Annotated in this window: 13 protein-coding genes; 10 read left to right on the top strand and 3 right to left on the bottom strand. The window is 67.4% G+C overall.

From position 1 onward, the window contains the following. Positions 1 to 2 precede the first annotated feature (2 nt). Positions 3 to 2,102, top strand: a complete 2,100-nt coding sequence (locus tag VHL31_RS06285; protein ID WP_329660357.1) for a PP2C family protein-serine/threonine phosphatase — start codon at positions 3 to 5, stop codon at positions 2,100 to 2,102. A 10-nt stretch (positions 2,103 to 2,112) separates the two neighbouring features. Here the strand turns inward: VHL31_RS06285 and VHL31_RS06280 are convergent, their stop codons facing one another. Then, positions 2,113 to 2,544 carry a cupin domain-containing protein gene (locus VHL31_RS06280; RefSeq protein WP_329660356.1) on the bottom strand — a complete coding sequence of 144 codons (432 nt, stop codon included), beginning with the start codon at positions 2,542 to 2,544 and terminating at the stop codon, positions 2,113 to 2,115. Positions 2,545 to 2,745: 201 nt separating this feature from the next. Here VHL31_RS06280 and VHL31_RS06275 point away from each other — a divergent pair, with 201 nt between their 5' ends. From VHL31_RS06275 to VHL31_RS06240, 8 genes are all read left to right on the top strand, one after another. Beyond that, complete coding sequence (locus tag VHL31_RS06275) at positions 2,746 to 3,390, top strand: HAD family phosphatase (protein ID WP_329660355.1); 645 nt, start codon at positions 2,746 to 2,748, stop codon at positions 3,388 to 3,390. Between the two features lie 115 nt (positions 3,391 to 3,505). Next, a complete protein-coding gene (locus VHL31_RS06270) occupies positions 3,506 to 7,099 on the top strand; it encodes a DUF2341 domain-containing protein (RefSeq protein WP_329660354.1) in 3,594 nt (1,197 codons plus the stop codon). Between the two features lie 135 nt (positions 7,100 to 7,234). Then, positions 7,235 to 8,554: a lipopolysaccharide biosynthesis protein gene (locus VHL31_RS06265; protein ID WP_329660353.1), complete on the top strand. Its 1,320-nt coding sequence runs from the start codon at positions 7,235 to 7,237 to the stop codon at positions 8,552 to 8,554. 36 nt (positions 8,555 to 8,590) lie between these two features. Continuing rightward, entirely contained in the window at positions 8,591 to 9,178 is a 588-nt protein-coding gene (locus VHL31_RS06260) for a malonic semialdehyde reductase (RefSeq protein ID WP_349262373.1), read from the top strand. 72 nt (positions 9,179 to 9,250) lie between these two features. Then, positions 9,251 to 9,811: a sigma-70 family RNA polymerase sigma factor gene (locus tag VHL31_RS06255; protein ID WP_329660351.1), complete on the top strand. Its 561-nt coding sequence runs from the start codon at positions 9,251 to 9,253 to the stop codon at positions 9,809 to 9,811. After that, a complete protein-coding gene (locus tag VHL31_RS06250) occupies positions 9,808 to 10,425 on the top strand; it encodes a DUF1109 domain-containing protein (protein WP_329660350.1) in 618 nt (205 codons plus the stop codon). Before VHL31_RS06255 ends, VHL31_RS06250 begins: the two co-directional genes overlap by 4 nt. A 177-nt stretch (positions 10,426 to 10,602) precedes the next feature. Beyond that, positions 10,603 to 11,769: a glycosyltransferase family protein gene (locus VHL31_RS06245; RefSeq protein ID WP_329660349.1), complete on the top strand. Its 1,167-nt coding sequence runs from the start codon at positions 10,603 to 10,605 to the stop codon at positions 11,767 to 11,769. Further along, on the top strand, positions 11,766 to 13,385 hold the full coding sequence (locus tag VHL31_RS06240) for a glycosyltransferase family 39 protein (protein WP_329660348.1): 1,620 nt from the start codon (positions 11,766 to 11,768) through the stop codon (positions 13,383 to 13,385). The genes VHL31_RS06245 and VHL31_RS06240 overlap by 4 nt, the downstream gene beginning before the upstream one ends. A gap of 216 nt (positions 13,386 to 13,601) precedes the next feature. Here the strand turns inward: VHL31_RS06240 and VHL31_RS06235 are convergent, their stop codons facing one another. Further along, complete coding sequence (locus VHL31_RS06235; protein ID WP_329660347.1) at positions 13,602 to 14,408, bottom strand: SGNH/GDSL hydrolase family protein; 807 nt, start codon at positions 14,406 to 14,408, stop codon at positions 13,602 to 13,604. A gap of 343 nt (positions 14,409 to 14,751) precedes the next feature. Between VHL31_RS06235 and VHL31_RS06230 the strand changes: the two genes are divergently transcribed. Beyond that, positions 14,752 to 15,963: an OpgC family protein gene (locus VHL31_RS06230; protein ID WP_329660346.1), complete on the top strand. Its 1,212-nt coding sequence runs from the start codon at positions 14,752 to 14,754 to the stop codon at positions 15,961 to 15,963. Positions 15,964 to 15,984: 21 nt separating this feature from the next. Here the strand turns inward: VHL31_RS06230 and VHL31_RS06225 are convergent, their stop codons facing one another. Then, a complete protein-coding gene (locus VHL31_RS06225; RefSeq protein ID WP_329660345.1) occupies positions 15,985 to 16,551 on the bottom strand; it encodes a YSC84-related protein in 567 nt (188 codons plus the stop codon). Positions 16,552 to 16,772: the final 221 nt, after the last annotated feature.

Raw genomic sequence — 16,772 nt, 5'->3', positions numbered from 1 at the left:
CCATGCTTCTACGCGTCCGCCTCGTCCTGGTGCTCCTCCTGGTGATCGCCGCGATCACCGGGCTGGTCGCGACCGCCGCCAGCATCATCGCGGACGGGGTGGGGCGGGACGCGAACCGGACCGAGCGCACCGCGCAGCTCAAGGTCTGGGAGGTCACTGTCCGCGCGGAGGCAGCTCCCCTGGTTCAGGTCCTGCGCGGGTTCGCGGACGATCCCGTCTTCAGCCAGGCTCTGGCGATGGGCGACCGGCTGGCGGCGGCAAAGCGGCTGGACGAGCAGATCGAGGCGGCCGGTCCGGACCATCTGTTCAGCCGGGTCGACCTCATCGGCTCGGACGGCCAGCTGCTCTGGACCAGCCACGGCCAGGCCGAGGATAGGGCCATGGTCGACGTCCGCCGCTTGGCACCGTCGGCCAGGGCCGGCGAGGGCATGTGGGTGGGCCTGCAGCCGCAGGATGGCGGCCAGCTCACGCCCACGGTCGTGATGTCCCTGGACGGGGGCCATCTCGCGATGAGCCGCCCGCTCGGCCCGACACTAGTTGCCTTCACCGATACTTATGGCGGCAGCGCCTATCTGATGACGGCGGACAACGCCTTGGTGGCCGCCACGGACGAGCGCCCGTGGTCGAGCCTGCAGGGTGCCTACAGCACAGGGGACATCGACCCGGTGATCGAGGACCCGGACGGGCGGGTCCACAAGGCGCGCAGCGTACAGATCTTCGACATGTCGGACACGCCGGCGGGCTTCCTGATCGCGCTGCGTGACGCGACGGCGGAGCGCGAACGGCGCTGGCTGGTCACCAGCATCACCGTGGTGGGCTGCACGCTGGTTGTGCTGGTCGTGATCGGCATGGTCTATGGCTGGCTGCGCCACAGCCTGGTGCCGCTGGAAGAGCTGGCGGTCGTGGTCCAGGCGATCGCGCGGGGCAATCTTCTCCTCTCGCCAGATCAGCCCAGGCGCAACGACGAGATCGGCGGCATCGCGAGGGCGGTCGTTGTCCTGCGCGAAGGGGCGATCTCGCTGGAGCGCATGCGCTTTCGCCATTCCCGCGCCCGCCGGCGCTCGGAGGCGCTCATCCGCGAGAAGATGCAGGAGCTGGCGGCGACGCTGGACACGCAGGCACGAGGCGAGCTTGCGCGCGATCTGGCCGAGATCGAGGCGAAGAGCGGCGCGGCCGATGCCGATGCGGATGGCACCACGCCGCTTGCGGTAGCATTCGACCGCATGACCGCGCGGGTGGTCGCCCAGTATCACGAGCTGTCGGCGCTGCTGGCCGAGCGCACGCGTGACCTCGAGCGGCTGAAGGAGGCGGTGCGCGAGCGCGAGGAACTGGTGCACCTGCGCCAGGAACTGTCGATCGCCCGCGCCCTGCAGCTCTCGACCCTGCCGGCCAGCTTCCCTGCCTTCCCAGGCCGCACCGATTTCGATGTCTACGCCGCGATGCGCCCGGCCGAGGAGGTGGGTGGCGACTTCTACGACTTCTTCCTGATCGACGAGGACCGGATCGCGGTGGCGATCGGCGATGCCTCGGGCAAGGGTGTCGCCGCCGCCATGTTCATCGCGATCGCGCGCAGCCTGATCAAGGCCGCCTGCCTGCAGGGTTCCGGGCCGGCCGAAGCCATGCGCTTTGCCAACGACGTGCTCGCGTCCGACAACCCCCAGATGATGTTCGCGACCGCCCTGGTCGCCGTCCTGGACACGCGCACCGGCCAGATGAAGCTCGCGAATGCCGGGCACAACGCGCCCTTCATCCGTCGGCGCGATGGCACGCTCGATGCGATCGAGGCCTTCCTGGGCCCGGCCCTAGGCGTGTCCGATCAGGTCGGCTTCGACGAACTCACCATCGATCTGCGGGAGGGGGACCTCCTGTTCCTGTTCACCGACGGCGTGACCGAGGCCGCCGACCGGCAGGCCCAGTTCTTCGACACGGAAGGACTGGAGGTGGCCCTGGCCAAGCTGGACGCGACCGAGCCGCGCGTCGTGGTCGAGGACGTGCAGGCAGGGCTGGACGCTTTCACCGACGGCGCCGCCCAGGCCGACGACATCACCATGCTGGCCCTGAAACTGCGCGGCCTGAAGGGCCTGCGCGCAATCGCGGCCTGAGGGGCCTGGCCTATTTCTTCAGGACCGTCGCGGGTCCGTCCCCGACCAGCTCGTCCAGCACGAGCAGCTCGACGGGTGTCGTGCCGACATTCTCGCCGAAATGCCACTGGTCGACCGCTTCCACGACCAGGTCGCCGGGCGTGTAGACGACCGTCTGGCCGGTGTCGGTGTTGGTGACCGACAGCGTGCCGGCCTGCACATAGGCAAGGCGCGTGAACGGGTGCTTGTGCACCGGCAGCTTTGCACCGGGGGCGATCATGTATTCGGACAGCAGGATCCGCGCATCGCCCTGCGGCAGGCGAATCGGCTGGCCCGAGGCGGTGGTGGTCTCCGAAGCCAGCTCGTTGACCACGACCGGTGGACCGTCGGCGGGTGCCGCGGCGGTGCAGGCGGCGAGGAGGCCGGCCGACATGATCCATGAAAGGCGGAAGACCGGTCGCATCGCCTGATCCGATGATGATCGTTATGCCCAGCGGGCTGTTGCGTACAGTCTCGACGAAGGTTCCGGAAATGGCAACTGGTGCCAGCAGCGCTGCCAAGGAGCGTCGTGCTTCCATGGGCGCAAGGCCGCATTGCGCTTACAGACCTGCTACGCACCAGTTGCAGCCCCCATCTCCAATTCATCTGGCAGCCGTGAGGACCGATGACGCGCGTACTCCTGTTCGACATGGATGGTACCTTGGTCGATACTGAAGAACAGCATTTCAAGGCGTTCGAGATCCTGTTCGGGGAGCTGGGCATCCCGTTCAACGAACAGATCTACGAGAGCCGCATCCTCGGTGGCGCCTCCGAGGCCATCGCCGCCGAGTTCCTGCCGCATCTCGATCCGGAGGAGCGCCTGCGCCACATGGCGGACAAGGAAAGGCTCTACCGGGACATGCTGGGCGAGCTGTCGCCGCTGCCCGGCGTGGTGCCGTTCCTGGAAGAGGCGCATCGTCAGGGCCTGCGACGTGCGGTGGTGACCAATGCGCCGGTGGCCAATGCCGAGAAGGTGCTGGCCGCAGCCGGCCTGCTTCACTGGTTCGAGAGCATCGTCAGCGCGGACGAGCTTGCCGACGCCAAGCCCCATCCGCTGCCGTACCTGACCGGTCTCGACCTGCTGGGCGGTAGCGCGGACCGGTCGATCGCGTTCGAGGACAGCCGGTCCGGGATTCGCTCCGCCGTGGCGGCCGGCCTGACCGTTGTCGGGATCAAGGCGGTCCTGCCCGAGGACGAGATCCTGGCGCTCGGCGCCTCGATCGCCGTGGACGACTATCGCGATCCGCGGCTGTCCCACCTGCTGAACTGAGGCCGGTCGACCGGGGGGACGCAGCGGCAGAGGGGAAGACGTTTTCCATTTGACGGAGACTATACTCCTATCATAGGAGTAGAGGCAGTTCAGACTGTGGTCCTAACGATGGGCCATGAACCCTACCTGTCTGGAGCTGCCCGTCATGCCGACCGCCCGTCCCGACAATCTGGCGACCCTGCCCGGTCAGCCCCTTACGATCTCGCCGTTCGCCAACGACGAAGGCCAGAACCTCGTCCTGGCCGGATTCTCGTCGCCTGCCAGTGGCAGCGTGGCCCTTGGGCTCGAGCCGAACACGCTCGTCTACACTCCCCAGGGCGGGTTCTCCGGCGTCGACCAGTTCAGCTACACGGTCGGCGACGCGACCGGGGAGACGGCGCAGGCCATCATCACGATCACCGTCAGCGCCACCAACCGGCAGCCGGTCGCCAACGACGACGTCGTCGCGACCTCGCCGGGCGCCATGGTCAACGTCGCTGTCCTCGGTAACGACAATGACCCCGACGGGAACGTGCTGCAGCTCGCCAGCGTGTCCATGCCCGAGCATGGCAGCATCACCGCGCACCCGAACATGTCGGTCACCTATCAGCCCGAGCCTGGCTTCGTCGGAACCGACAGCTTCGCCTACAGCGTGTCCGATGGGCAGGGAGGGTCCGACTCCGCCGTCGTGACGGTCATCGTCGCAGGAACCAACCTGCCGCCACTGGCCAGGGACGACGTGGCTTCGACGACACCCGGGCAGCCCGTGCTGATCGCCATCCTCGCGAACGACATGGACGGCAACGGTGACCCCCTGCAGCTGACCGGCCTGTCCATGCCAGCCAACGGCGCCGTCTCGATCGATGGGCTGAACCAGGTCACCTATACCCCGGCCGCGGGTTTCGCCGGCACCGACAGCTTCACCTACACGATCTCGGACGGAGCCGGCGGCACGGCAACGGGTCGCGTGACGGTCCAGGTCCAGGCGGCGAACGCCGCCCCGACCGCCGCGGCGGACAGTGTGACCACCTATGTCAACACGGCCGTGACGATCCCGGTGCTGGCCAACGACAGCGACCCCAACGGCGACGCGATCAGGCTCGTCTCCGTGACGATGCCGCCGAACGGCAAGGTCGCCGTCGATGCCCAGCAGCGGATCGTCTACACCCCGGCCACCAGCTTCCTCGGCACGGACGGCTTCGTCTACCGGATCGCCGATGCGAAGGGCGCAGAAACGGCCGGCACTGTTACGATCCAGGTCCAGGCAGATCCAGCGCCGCAGACCTATGCCAATGGCTACCGCTACCGCCGCCGCATTGTGATCCCGCGGACCTCGCTCACCGGCGGATCGCTCACCGACTTCCCGATGCTGGTGGAGTTGAGCGGCAACTGGCTGAAGCCCAAGGCCCAGTCGGGTGGCCGGCTGGAAAGCCTGGTCGGACTGGACCTGCGCTTCGAGACGGGTACCGGCACGCGGCTGGACCATGAGACCGAAAGCTATGTCGCCTCATCCGGGACCCTGCGTGCCTGGGTACGCATTCCCACAATTGGCTCCACCGCGGATACGACCGTCTTCCTGTATTACGGGAAGCCGGGCCTAACGATCTCGGAAGAGAACGTGGCAGGAGTCTGGAAGGACTATCTGGCGGTCTACCACCTGCCCAGCACCAGCGACCGCACCGGGCGCGGCCGCAACCTGACTGCCGCGTCGATCGGCAGCGCCGCGCTGATCGGCGACGCCGGCAACTTCAACGGCACGTCCAGCGAGCTGACACTGGCGCTGCCGACCTTCCTGGACGGCCTGTCCGCCTATTCCATCCAGGCCAGGGTAAAGGCCGACCAGATCGGGACCGATCGCGGCATCCTGTCGGTGGGCCCGATCAGCGGCCGCGACGACGCCATGGGCTTTTGCCTGCGCTACGACAAGGCGGGCTACTCCGGCGACGGCACCAACGTGATCCTGGTCGAGCACCAGCTTACCGACGGGCGCAACCGGGTGGAGAGTGCCTCCGACGTGCAGGCTACCGTGGCGCAGCAGCTGGCGGTCGTCTGGCAGAAGGGCGGCAGCCCCCGGATCTGGATCGACGGGGTTGCCACCAGCTCGACCTATGCCTCGCCCGATCGGGCGGGCACCACGAGCTTCAGCAACGGTCCCCTGCGCATCGGCCGGGCCTCGCAGGACGCGAGCAGCGCCTGGGACGGCGCGATCGACGAGGTGCGTATCCGCGCCAGCGCCCTGCCGGACAACTGGCTGGTGGCCGAGGAGCTCAACCAGCGCCGTCCGATGGCGTTCTATGGCCTTGGCGGCGAGGACGTGTTCGGCACTGCCAATCAGGCGCCGGTGGCGCTGCCCAACCAGGCCAGCACCTCACGCAACACGGCCGTCACCATCGACGTGCTCGCCAACGATCTCGACCCGGAAAGCGGCACGCGCAGCCTCGTCTCGGGGCAGGTCGGCACGCCCGCCAACGGCACGGCCGTCATTTCGGCTGGCAAGATCGTCTATACGCCCGCCACCGGCTTCGTCGGCCGGGACTTCTTCACCTACACCATGCAGGACCCGCAGAACGCCACCTCGGTCGGCACGGTGATGGTCGAGGTGGAGCCGCCGCCGCCAAGTGCCCAGGACGACAAGCCGTACCGGGGCCGCCTGTTCGGGTGCACGGTCCACGCGGAGGCGGTGGGCAACACCCGGTTCGGCTACAATCGGCCCGCTGCCTTCCGCTTCGTCGCCGAGCGAAATGGCGCGATCACCCATGTGCGCTGGTGGAACAAGAAGGACGTGCCGGGCGGCCATGTCGGCTACAGCATCGGCAACGGCGGCACCATCCGGGTCGAGCTGCGCACCAACAACCCGGCCAACAACTTTCCCAGCTCCACGGTCCTCGCCAAGACGGAGAGCATCACCGGTCTCCTGGACATCGACCAGTTTCCGAAGGTGCCGTTCACCGGGGCCGCACCGGTGCTGACGGCGGGCCAGATCTACCATCTCGTCTTCCTGCAGCTCGACGCGAGCGGCGACAACGAGATCTCCGTCAACATGCTGCACACCAAGCAGCCGATCCCGCTGGGCGGCACGGGGCGGATGGGGCCGTATCATGGCGACATGATGGCCCACCTCTATACCAACAGCTCCGGCTGGTACATCCGGCCGGATCGCTGCCCGATCTTCGAGGTCATCTATGACGACGGCATGGCCTGCGGGCAGGGCTGGATCTACTCGGCCGACACGGCGGACAAGCAGGTCGGCGGCTCGTTCATGGCGCGGCAGCGCTTCCCGATCCTGGACGAGACGCGCAGCGTCGACGGCTTTTGGACGCGTGTGCGCAAGTATGGCGGCACTCCCTCGGACCTGATCTGCCAGCTGATCGACGGGTCCAGCGGGACGATCATGGAGGACGTCCGCATTCCGGCGTCGCAGGTCGTTCTCAGCACGCGCTACGACGTGCCGGTGCCGTGGCAGTTCAAGTCGTTCAGTCAGCCGCGCATGCTCGTGAAGGGGAAGACCTACTTCGTCCGCTTCTCCGCTACGTCCGGCAACTACTGGTTCGGTGCCTTCCAGCGCGGTGCCGCCTACGGCTTCACCGACCGCAACGTGCCACCGAGCAGCTACGGCGAGTACAGCGCCAATGGCGGTTCCAGCTGGGCCGGCTGGAGCTTCGATTCGGACCGGCTGGGCACCCAGTCCCGCACGGACCTCCATATGCCCGTTGCATTCCGCATCGCCTGACGCCCTGTCGGGAGCCACAGGGGGCCGCGCCGTTCTGGCGCGGCCCCATTCTATTTTTGCGTGCGCGGGGTCGCGGGCCCGGCCCGGACATGGCAAGAAGGCGCCGCCGCTCAAGGACCGAGGCTACCCGCTCACGTGCTCGCCCGTCTGACCGCCCGCTTCCGCAAAGGCGGGCTTGCCCGCAATGCGCTCATCGTCACCCTCGGCACGCTGGCCGCCCAGGCGCTGCTGATCGCGGTGACACCGATCCTGACCCGCCTCTACACGCCCGAGGACTTCGGCGTCCTCGCGGTCTTCACGGCGATCGTCTCGATCACCGGCGCCATCACCAATCTGCGCTACGAGACCGCCATTCCACTCGACGCAGCACCCGAGGATGCCGCGGCCACCTTCCTCGCCGCCATGGTGGCCGGCGCATCGACTACCGTGCTGGTGGCGGTGGCGGTGTTCTTCGGTGGCGGCCACCTCGCCGAGCAGGCGAACGTCCCAGCATTGCGGCCGCTGCTTTGGGCCGTTCCCGTCGGCACGGCCGCGATGGCCCTCTACAACGCCACCAATCTCTGGGCGGTGCGCCACCAGGCTTTCCAGGCGGTGGCTTTGAGCAAGTTTGCTCAGATCGGCTTCCAGGTCGTCTGGCAGCTGGTCCATGGCTGGCTCGCCAAGGGTGCCGCCGGCCTCGTGATCGGCCAGGCGCTGGGCCAGGCGGCAGGTGTCGCGAACTTCGTGCGCAGCTTCGGGCCGGAGCAGCGCCGGGTCCTGCGCGGCACCCGCTGGCCGATGATCCGCGCTGCTCTGTCCCGCCACCGCCGCTTTCCCCTGCTGCTCACCCCCTCGCTCCTGCTGAACACCTCGGCCAAGATGCTGCCGGCCGTGTTCCTGGCCACGCTGTTCGGCCCCGTGGTCGCCGGGCAGTTCGGCCTGGCGCAGCGCGTGGTGCTGGCACCGGTGCGGCTGCTCGGCATGAGCATCGGCCAGGCCTATCTTGGCGCCGCCCCCAGGCTCGCCCGTGAGGACCGGGCCGCCATGTTCCGCCTGTTCAAGACCACTACCTTCCACCTCGCCTGGATCGGCACGCTCGGCATGGCGGCCGTGGCCATCCCGGCTCCTTTCCTGTTCGCCCTCGTGTTCGGCGAGGCCTGGCGCGAGGCGGGCGTCCAGCTGCAGATCCTGGCGATCATGTATCTCGCCCAGTTCGTGATCTTCCCGATCGGCCAGACACTCTCCATGTTCGGTCGTCAGGACCTGAACCTGTGGTGGGACGTGGGCAACATGACGATCACGCTGGCCGCCTTCGCGCTCGGCTGGCTGGCCGGCCTTTCAGCGAACGTGACCCTGCTCATCTACAGCATCGGCATGAGCCTGAACTACGGGCTGAACTGGCTGCTCACCCGCCATGTCATCCTGACCGGCCAGCCGGCCGGCAACGACGGCGTGGCCGCGGCCCAGGCGGAGTGAGCGCCGCCGCGACTTCACTGCAATTCCTGGAGCGAGATGCCCATGAGCGATGACGCCATGCTGGACCGGATCTTCCGCGTCGCGGCCACCAAGACGAAGTTCCTGCCGCAGGAGGTGCCGGACAGCCTGCTCGAGGAGGTCTGGGATCTCGCCAAGATGGGCCCGACCTCGGCGAACAACCAGCCGCTGCGGATCGTGTTCGTCCGCTCCTCGGAAGCGAAGGCCCTATTGGAGCCGGCCCTGTCTTCGGGCAACCGCCCCAAGGTCATGGCGGCACCGGTCTGCGCCATCTTCGCCTTCGACCGCCACTTCTACGAGCTCCTGCCGCGCCTTTGGCCGCATTCGGACGCCCGCTCCTGGTTCACCGGTGACCAGTCCAAGGCGGATGCGGCGGGGGCCATGAACGCGACGCTCCAGGCCGCCTACTTCATGCTGGCCGCCAGGGCCAAGGGGCTGGGCTGCGGTCCGATGGCGGGTTTCGACAAGGCGAAGGTCGACGCCGCCTTCTTCCCGGACGGACGCTGGTCGACGATCTTCTTGTGCAATCTCGGCTTCGGCGATCCGGCGGAACAACGGCAGCGCAACCCGCGCCTGAGCTTCGACGAGGCCTGCCAGGTCCGGTAGCGCCGCCCGGCTGGTTGCCCATCCGGCTTGGCTGTAACCTGCCGCGCGTCCGGTACGTAGGAACAGGGAGACATGGAACGGACCGATCAGGCCGACCGGCTCGACATCCTGTTGCGCAGCGCGCTCGATGGCGACCAGGCGGCCTATCGGGCGTTCTTGGAGGAGGCCGCCCGGCGGCTGCGCGCCTTCCTGCGGCGCCGCCTCCCGCCGGGGCTCATCAACGAGCTGGAAGACATCGTGCAGGAAACCCTGCTTTCCATCCACGCCAAGCGTCACACCTACGACCGGGCCGCGCCGGCTGGACCGTGGCTGTTCGCGATCGCACGCTACCGGTTGATCGACCGGGTGCGGCGCCGCCGGGTGGAAGGCGTGCAGATCGAGCTGGACGCTGCGATGGAGCTGCCGGCCGACACCGACACCGAGGAGGCCGCCGCGCCCGGCGACATCGCCAAGCTGATGGCGACCCTGCCGCGCCAGATGCGCGTGCCGATCGAGCTCACCCGGCTGGAAGGCCTGTCCGTCCAGGACGCCGCCCTTCGCTCCGGCATGTCGGTCTCGGCCATCAAGGTCGGGGTGCATCGGGGGCTGAAGCGGCTGGCCCTGCTGGTGAAGCGGGATGGAGGCCGCGGATGAACACGCCGGAACTCATCGACCTGCTGGTCGCCGACCGCGAGGTCCATCGCCCGAGCAGCTGGTCCCTGCCGTCCGCGGTTCTGATCGGCTTTGCCACGGCCCTGCTGCTCACGGCCCTGGTCCTGGGCTTGCGGCCGATGGGCGTGCTGGCGAGCCTGCCGGTGCTGGGCAAGCTTGCCTTCGCGCTGGGCCTGGGCCTGCTGACGCTGCCATCGCTCCTGCGCATGTTGCGGCCAGGCGCTCCGGTCGGCCGGCGTCTCTGTCTGCCGCTGGCGGCCGTGGCGGTTCTTCTCGCGGCGGCAGCCTACCAGCTGCTGAGCGGACCTGCCCCGCCGCTTTGGCGCAACGAGACGCTGTGGTGCCTCGTGATGGTCCCGCTGTTCGCCCTGCCCGGTTTCGTCCTGCTGGGCCATGCAGCACGGATGCAGGCGCCGACCGACCTGCCGCGCACCGGGCTCATGGTCGGCCTCCTCGCAGGAACGCTGTCGGCCGCGGCCTACGCCCTTCACTGCCCGAACGACGATCCGCTCTATCTGGTCACCGCCTACCTGCCGGCGCTCGTGATCACGACGCTGATCGGCCGTGCGCTCGGGCCCCGTATCCTCGCCTGGTGACTCCTGGTATGCCCGGCTGCCTTGCGCCGTAGCTGATCCTCCTGGCATTTTCCGGCGCCGTCATTCCACGACCTGCAGCGGGCACTTCATGATCGCCTATCCAGCCAGTCCCGTGCCCGCCCCGGCCGGGCCGTCCGGTTGCCCCGACCGGTCGCTTTCCTGCGGCAGGACGTGAGCATGGCGGTCGCCGCCTCCGGACGGAAGCCGAGGATCGTGCACCTGACCTCGGTGCACCATGCCTTCGACAACCGCATCTTCGAGAAGGAATGCGTGTCGCTGGCCGAGGCCGGCTTCGACATCAGCCTGGTCGTGCCCGACGCTGGCACAGATCGTGTCGCCAAGGGCGTGAAGATCCTGACCGTGCCACTGCCCCGCGGCCGCAAGGAGCGCTTCCTCAAGACCACCCGGGCGGTGATCGCCCGCGGCCTGGCCGAAGACGCCGACGTCTACCAGTTCCACGATCCCGAGCTGATCCTGCCGGCCCTGCGCCTGCGCGCCGCCGGCAAGCCGGTCGTGTTCGACGTCCACGAGGACTACTACACCTCGATCCTCGACAAGACGCCCTATCTCCCCGGCGCCGTGTCCAAGAAGGTCGCCGCCTGGGGCTATTACGGCGTCGAGCGCCTGACCCGCCGGGCCTTTCGCACCGTCATCGCCGAGCGCTACTACGCCCGCCGCTTCCCCGAAGCTGTTCCGGTGCTGAACTACCCGAGGCTCGAGCAGTTCGCGGCCGTGCTGGCCGTGCTGGCCGAGCGGCCGAGCGAGCCTCCCGCCACGCCCAGGCTCCTCTACACCGGTGGCCTCAACATGGAGCGGGGCGCGCTGACCTATGCCGACTTGGCGCGCACGATGGACGACGCGTTCGTCCAGGCCGTGGGCGTCACCCCGGTCGATCTTGCCAGGAAGATGCAGGAGCGCGCCGGCAGCGGTGCCAGTCGTCTCGAGATCGTCGGCATCGGCGAGAAGCTGCCGTTCTCGCGGATCCTGCAGGCCTATCGCGAGCCCTGGACCTGCGGCCTGGCAGTAATGCCCGAGACCAGCCATTACCGCGAAAAGGAACTGACCAAGTTCTTCGAGTACATGGCGGCCGGCCTGCCGATCCTGGCCTCCGACTTCCCGGTCTGGAAGTCGCTGATCGAGGGCCACCGGGTCGGCCTCTGCGTCGATCCCAACTCGCTGGAAGCCGTGCAGGACGCTGTCCGCTGGCTGGCGGCCCACCCCGACGAGGCGCGTGCCATGGGCGAGCGGGGCAGGGCGGCGGTTCTTTCCACCTTCAACTGGGACAAGGAGGCGGCACGCTTGATCGGATTGATGCGTGAGCTGCTGGGAGAGCGTCAGCCATGAACTCGCTGCGCCAGGGGCCCTTGCTGCCCTTCCTCCTGTTCGTCGGTGCCGCCGCCCTTTATGCGATCAACCTGAACAAGGCGCCGGACTTCGACGAGCTCTACCATATCCTGGCCGCGCGCGGGTACCTGCAGACCGGGGACTTCGTGATCGCGGAGGGCGTGTACCGGCGCGGTGGTCCCTTCACCTGGACGATCGCGCAGCTGTTCGGGATGTTCGGCGAGGACCGCTGGGTGGCCCGGCTGCCATCCTTGATCTCGGTCGCGCTGATGGTGCCCCTCCTGTTCGTCTGGGTGCGGCGCGAGGTGGGCAATGTGGCGGGCGTGCTCGCGGCCCTTCTGTTCGCCGTGGCTCCGTTCACTGTCGACATCGCCCAGTTCGCGCGCTTCTACGGCATCCACGGTCTGGCCTTCCTGGTCGGCTGCTTCGCGGTCTACGCGGCCGTTGCCGGAGACCATACCCGCAACGCGCGGATCGTCCTGGGGCTCGTCGCGATCCTGTCCCTCGCGATCGCGACCTTCTTCCAGGTCACCACGCTGATCGGCGTGGCCGGCCTCGGCCTTTGGGCGGTGCTCTACCTGTTCGGACCCTGGTTCCTGCGCAAGGACGTGCCGGCCGGCCGCAAGATCGGCCTGATCGTCGCGGGCCTGCTGCTCCTCGTGCTGGCGCTGGTCGTGGCGCAGGCCACCGGCAAGCTCGACGTGGCACTCCGCATGTACCGGGCGACGCCGCAATGGTCGGCGGAGAACGCCGGCAACGTCGTCTACTACCATACCTGGTTCCTGCTGTTCTATCCGACGCTCTGGACGCTCCTGCCGGTCCTGCTCGCTGTGGCGCTGGTCGCGGCACCCCGGCCTACGTTCTTCGCCGCCGTGCTGTTCGGCCTGGGCATCGCGCTGCACAGCTTTGCCGGCAACAAGAGCATGCGGTACGTCTTTTACGTACTGCCGTTTCTTTACATCATCTGGGGGATCGCGCTGGCGGCCCTGATCCGGCGGGTCGTCTCGTTCACCCGCGCCCATGCCGGCATCGCGTTCGCCCGTCTGGCGCCCGGCCGCAGCGCAGGCACGGCTGCCACCATCTTCCTGGTGCTTGCGGTGCTCTGGGTGGTCGGCGCGAATGCAGCCTTCGTGCGCACGGTCACCCTGCTGGCCGACATCACCGTGCCGCCAGCACAGCCGGCGCCGCGCTGGGCCGAGGTCCTGCCGATCCTGCGCCCGGACCTGGAGAAGGCCGATGTCGTGCTCACCAGCAACGAGCTCGACTCGCTCTACTTCCTCGGACGTTACGACATCCTGATCAGCCGGAGCCGGATGGGGGAGGTCCGCACCCAGGGCCGCGGCAAGGAGGAATTCACGCTCGACATCCGGACGGAACGCCCGGTGGTCGCGACGCCCGATGCCGTCGACAAGATCATCGACTGCTTCCCGACCGGCCTCCTGGTCACGCCCACGTTCCGCTGGCGCAACCAGCCGATGATCGACGACTCCGTGGCCGACCTGGTGGTAAGGCGCATGGAGCCGATCGACCTGCCAGACGGCAGCCGGATCAAGGCCTTCCGCTGGTCGCACCCGCCGACCGGGCGGCAGGACTGCCCCGTGCTGCCGCATCGCTGACCAGAACAGGCGTCTGCCGTCGTACTTCTCATGCCCAGCGCGCGGTGCCCGCCATCTGGGCTGCCTGCTCATGCGGCTCGACTACGCCGGCACGATCGCAGCTTGGCTCGTTCCTGAGGGCGCAAGGCAAGGTAGCCTGAATGCCTCGGACGACGTCAGTCCGTCATGCCAGTTGCATGCTCCTCATCGAGCAGTGGTCCCGATGCCCCAGCGACATCAATGTGCGACGATGGCGCCATTGGCCTTGTTATCGTCGCGGTTGTTGGTGACCGCCACCATGCCGCCATCGGCAACGGCGTCAGGTCCCGGCAGCAGGTCCGCCACCCGTCTGGCCAGGCAATGGTAGCTGGCATCGGTCATGTGGATCCTGTCGGCGATGAGCAGGGTACGTGGCGTGAACTCGCCGGTCTCGATCCAGTGCCGCATCAACGTGTAGCGGGGCAGAAAGCCTACCTGCGTTTCCATGGCGGCCTTGCGCACCATCGCACGGGCAGCCTTGAGAGCGTCGGTGTCCGGTCTGCCCGGGAAGTACTGGGTCTCCATCAGCACAACGTCCGCACCCGTCTTCTTGATCCGGGCGATGCCGTTCAGGACACCCTGATAGACGTCGGCGATGCTCTTCTTCTGGAATGCGTCGTTGGTGCCGACCTGCCAGATCACCAGGTCCGGCTTCTTGGCGAGCACGTCCCTGTCGAGGCGGGCCAGGTTCTTGTCGACGGTCTCGCCGCCGATCCCAGCGTTGATGACCTCGATCCGGGCCTCCACGAATCTCTTCTGCAGGATGCTGGCGAGCTGGGCGGGATAGGCATGGCCAGGGCTGGTGGCACCGGTGCCGAACGTGCTGGACGAGCCCAGTGCCACGATCTTCAGGGCGCCCCTGGTCGCTAGGGCCTTCTGGCTGGTTGCTAGCGGCTTGAATGGACCCCAGGCACCTTCGGGTGCTGCGCACGGCGAAGCTGCGGCCATCGTGGAGGCGGCCGACAGGGCGAGCAGCATCGCGCCCACGATGAGCGTGTTTTTCATGATCGACTCTGTTCCATCACGATGAGGGGCTATATGGCCCGTGCGCAGGGTCGAGATGACCGATAGGTCAGAACCCGGTCAGGATCATCAGTCAATTCGCGCACAACGCGAATTTATCTTCGCATGGAGGGAACCTGTTGCGGACATGCCGCATGCGCCACGGTCATGGGCGCATCCCTAACGTTCGTTCAGATGACATCGTTGAAGGTGGCATATCCGGAACTTCGGCCCTGATCTGCATTTATTCCGCCGTATTCGTGGGATTCGGACGGGCGCATGCCATGCAGTCTTCGCTGATGGCAGCCCAGAGCGATGCCGAATCGTCGAGAGGAGACGGGTGAGGATGCGGCGGTTCGAACTGCTGGATGGACTGAGAGGCTACTTTCTCGTCTTCATGATGCTGAACCACCTGCACTTCACGAAGGGCTTGGCGCTCGTTCGCATCAACCATGCCGAGATCGGCTTCGTCGAGGACGCCCAGGGATTCGTCTTTCTGTCCGGACTTCTGATCGGCATGGTCTATGCACGGCGGATGAGCCGCGACGGCTTCCTGGCCGGGGCGAACCGCATCTGGCACCGAGCGGCCGAACTCTACCTTTACGCGCTTTTCTGCCTGTTCGTGCTGCTGCTCGCGGCAAGGCTGATGCCGACGGCGCGCGGCTACTGGATCGACTGGCTGGGCGAGCTGGCCTCGCCCGGCCGCGCCTCGAGCTTTGCAGCCGCCTCGCTGCTGCACCAGCCGACCTACATGGACATCCTGCCCCAGTACATCGTCTACCTCCTGGTGGCCCCGCCGCTCGTCTACCTCGTGCTCAAGGGCCGCTGGGCCCTGGTCGCCACCATGTCCGCGGTCTGCTGGTTCGCGGTGCAGCTGGGTCTGGTCCTGCCAATGGGTGCCGCCGTCGACCGACTGCTCGGCAGCTGGGACGAGGGCCTTGCCATGCGAAGCCATTTCAACGTCTTCGCGTGGCAGATCGTGTTCATGAGCGGCATGGTCATGGGCGTGCTGACCAGCACCAGGCAGATCGAGTGGCGCAATGTGTTCCGGCCGGACCAGCGCGCGGTGGTCGTGGCGGCGCTTGCCTTCTTCCTGTTCTTCCTGCTGTTCCGGGTGAGCTGGACCTTCGGGATCCTGCCGGAAGTCGTGTGGAACCGCTTCGTGGCGGTCACCAACCGTGGCGAGTTCAGCCTGGTCTATCTCCTCAATTTCGTCGCGACCGGCTATCTGCTTGCCTGGGTGATGATCGCGGGCCCGCGCTCGGAGAACAGCCGGATCCGCAAGCTGGCCGACCTGTTCACGCGCCTCTTCTCCCTGCCGTTCCTGCGCCTGGTCGGCCGCCACTCCCTGCAGGTCTACGTGTTCCACGTCGCGGTCGTGTACCTGGTGATGGCGCTGGACAAGCACTACGGCCCGTTCACGGAGCTGGCCCGCACGCTCATCGCCATCACGGCGATCGCGTCCCTGGCCGTCCCCGCCTGGCTGCGCGAGACGGACCTGCGCGGGCTCCTTCGCCGCAGTACGCCCACCGGCGGTCCGACCCCGGCCGGCAGTTGAGGCCTGCCGGGGTCCGCCGGATCAGGCCTCCGGTTCGATCCGGCTGATCTTGGAGCCTTCGATGCCAAGGCCCGCCATCAGGCCCTGCTCGCTGAAGATGAAGGCATAGACGTCCTGGAATACGTTCGTGGTCGTGAGCTGCTTTTGCACGGCCTCGTCCACCACCACGAGCGTCGGCCCTACGCCCAGCTCGAAGCCGCGACTGTCCGTGAGATAGCTCAGCGCCTTCTCGTTCATGAAGAAGAGGGCATAGGCGAAGGATTCCGCACCCGCCTGCAGGCCGAACGAGGCCGAGACGGTGTTGTAGTAGCCGCGGTTCTCCCTGTTCTCCAGGAGAGCGCCCTCGCCGAAGCTGCCGCCCACCACGAAGCCGCCCTTTACGACCCGCGGGAAGACCAGGATCGCCTTGGCCTTCTCCGAGAGCGCCTTGGCCGCGCTGTTGTGACGAAACAGCGTGTCCAGGGCGAGGTCCACCTCCGCGTCGATCTCCTGGCGCGAAGCCGCCTGGGCCATGCCGGCCGCTGCCATCCCACCCATGAGCGCCACTGTACCCGCCACCAGCCTGCGTCGATCGATCGGCACGTCCATGTCCTCCGTCCGGTCCTTCCGGATCTGCCGCGAGGATAGGCGAGGCGACGGAGATGTGCAGCAGGCTCGTGTGGAACACGGCTATTCATACGATCTATTACTTGCTCTGGGCTGGGGAGCCGTCGTAGATGATCGCCACACCCGCAGGAAGACCGGGTGAACAGGGAGGTTCACATGCGTCTCGTCCGCCTGCTCGCGGCAACGTCGGCGATCGTCCTGGG

The sequence above is a fragment of the Geminicoccus sp. genome (assembly GCF_036263595.1).
In the GTDB taxonomy this organism is placed as follows: Bacteria; Pseudomonadota; Alphaproteobacteria; order Geminicoccales; family Geminicoccaceae; genus Geminicoccus.
Note: the sequence above shows the minus strand (reverse complement) of the source record. Positions and strands in the feature narration are given on the sequence as shown.

Excerpts from the sequence above, each read along its gene's own strand:
- VHL31_RS06285 (WP_329660357.1), top strand. The coding sequence starts at position 3 with ATGCTTCTACGCGTCCGCCTCGTCCTGGTGCTCCTCCTGGTGATCGCC.
- VHL31_RS06280 (WP_329660356.1), bottom strand. The coding sequence starts at position 2,544 with ATGCGACCGGTCTTCCGCCTTTCATGGATCATGTCGGCCGGCCTCCTC.
- VHL31_RS06275 (WP_329660355.1), top strand. The coding sequence starts at position 2,746 with ATGACGCGCGTACTCCTGTTCGACATGGATGGTACCTTGGTCGATACT.
- VHL31_RS06270 (WP_329660354.1), top strand. The coding sequence starts at position 3,506 with ATGAACCCTACCTGTCTGGAGCTGCCCGTCATGCCGACCGCCCGTCCC.
- VHL31_RS06260 (WP_349262373.1), top strand. The coding sequence starts at position 8,591 with ATGCCCATGAGCGATGACGCCATGCTGGACCGGATCTTCCGCGTCGCG.
- VHL31_RS06255 (WP_329660351.1), top strand. The coding sequence starts at position 9,251 with ATGGAACGGACCGATCAGGCCGACCGGCTCGACATCCTGTTGCGCAGC.
- VHL31_RS06250 (WP_329660350.1), top strand. The coding sequence starts at position 9,808 with ATGAACACGCCGGAACTCATCGACCTGCTGGTCGCCGACCGCGAGGTC.
- VHL31_RS06245 (WP_329660349.1), top strand. The coding sequence starts at position 10,603 with ATGGCGGTCGCCGCCTCCGGACGGAAGCCGAGGATCGTGCACCTGACC.
- VHL31_RS06240 (WP_329660348.1), top strand. The coding sequence starts at position 11,766 with ATGAACTCGCTGCGCCAGGGGCCCTTGCTGCCCTTCCTCCTGTTCGTC.
- VHL31_RS06235 (WP_329660347.1), bottom strand. The coding sequence starts at position 14,408 with ATGAAAAACACGCTCATCGTGGGCGCGATGCTGCTCGCCCTGTCGGCC.
- VHL31_RS06230 (WP_329660346.1), top strand. The coding sequence starts at position 14,752 with ATGCGGCGGTTCGAACTGCTGGATGGACTGAGAGGCTACTTTCTCGTC.
- VHL31_RS06225 (WP_329660345.1), bottom strand. The coding sequence starts at position 16,551 with ATGGACGTGCCGATCGATCGACGCAGGCTGGTGGCGGGTACAGTGGCG.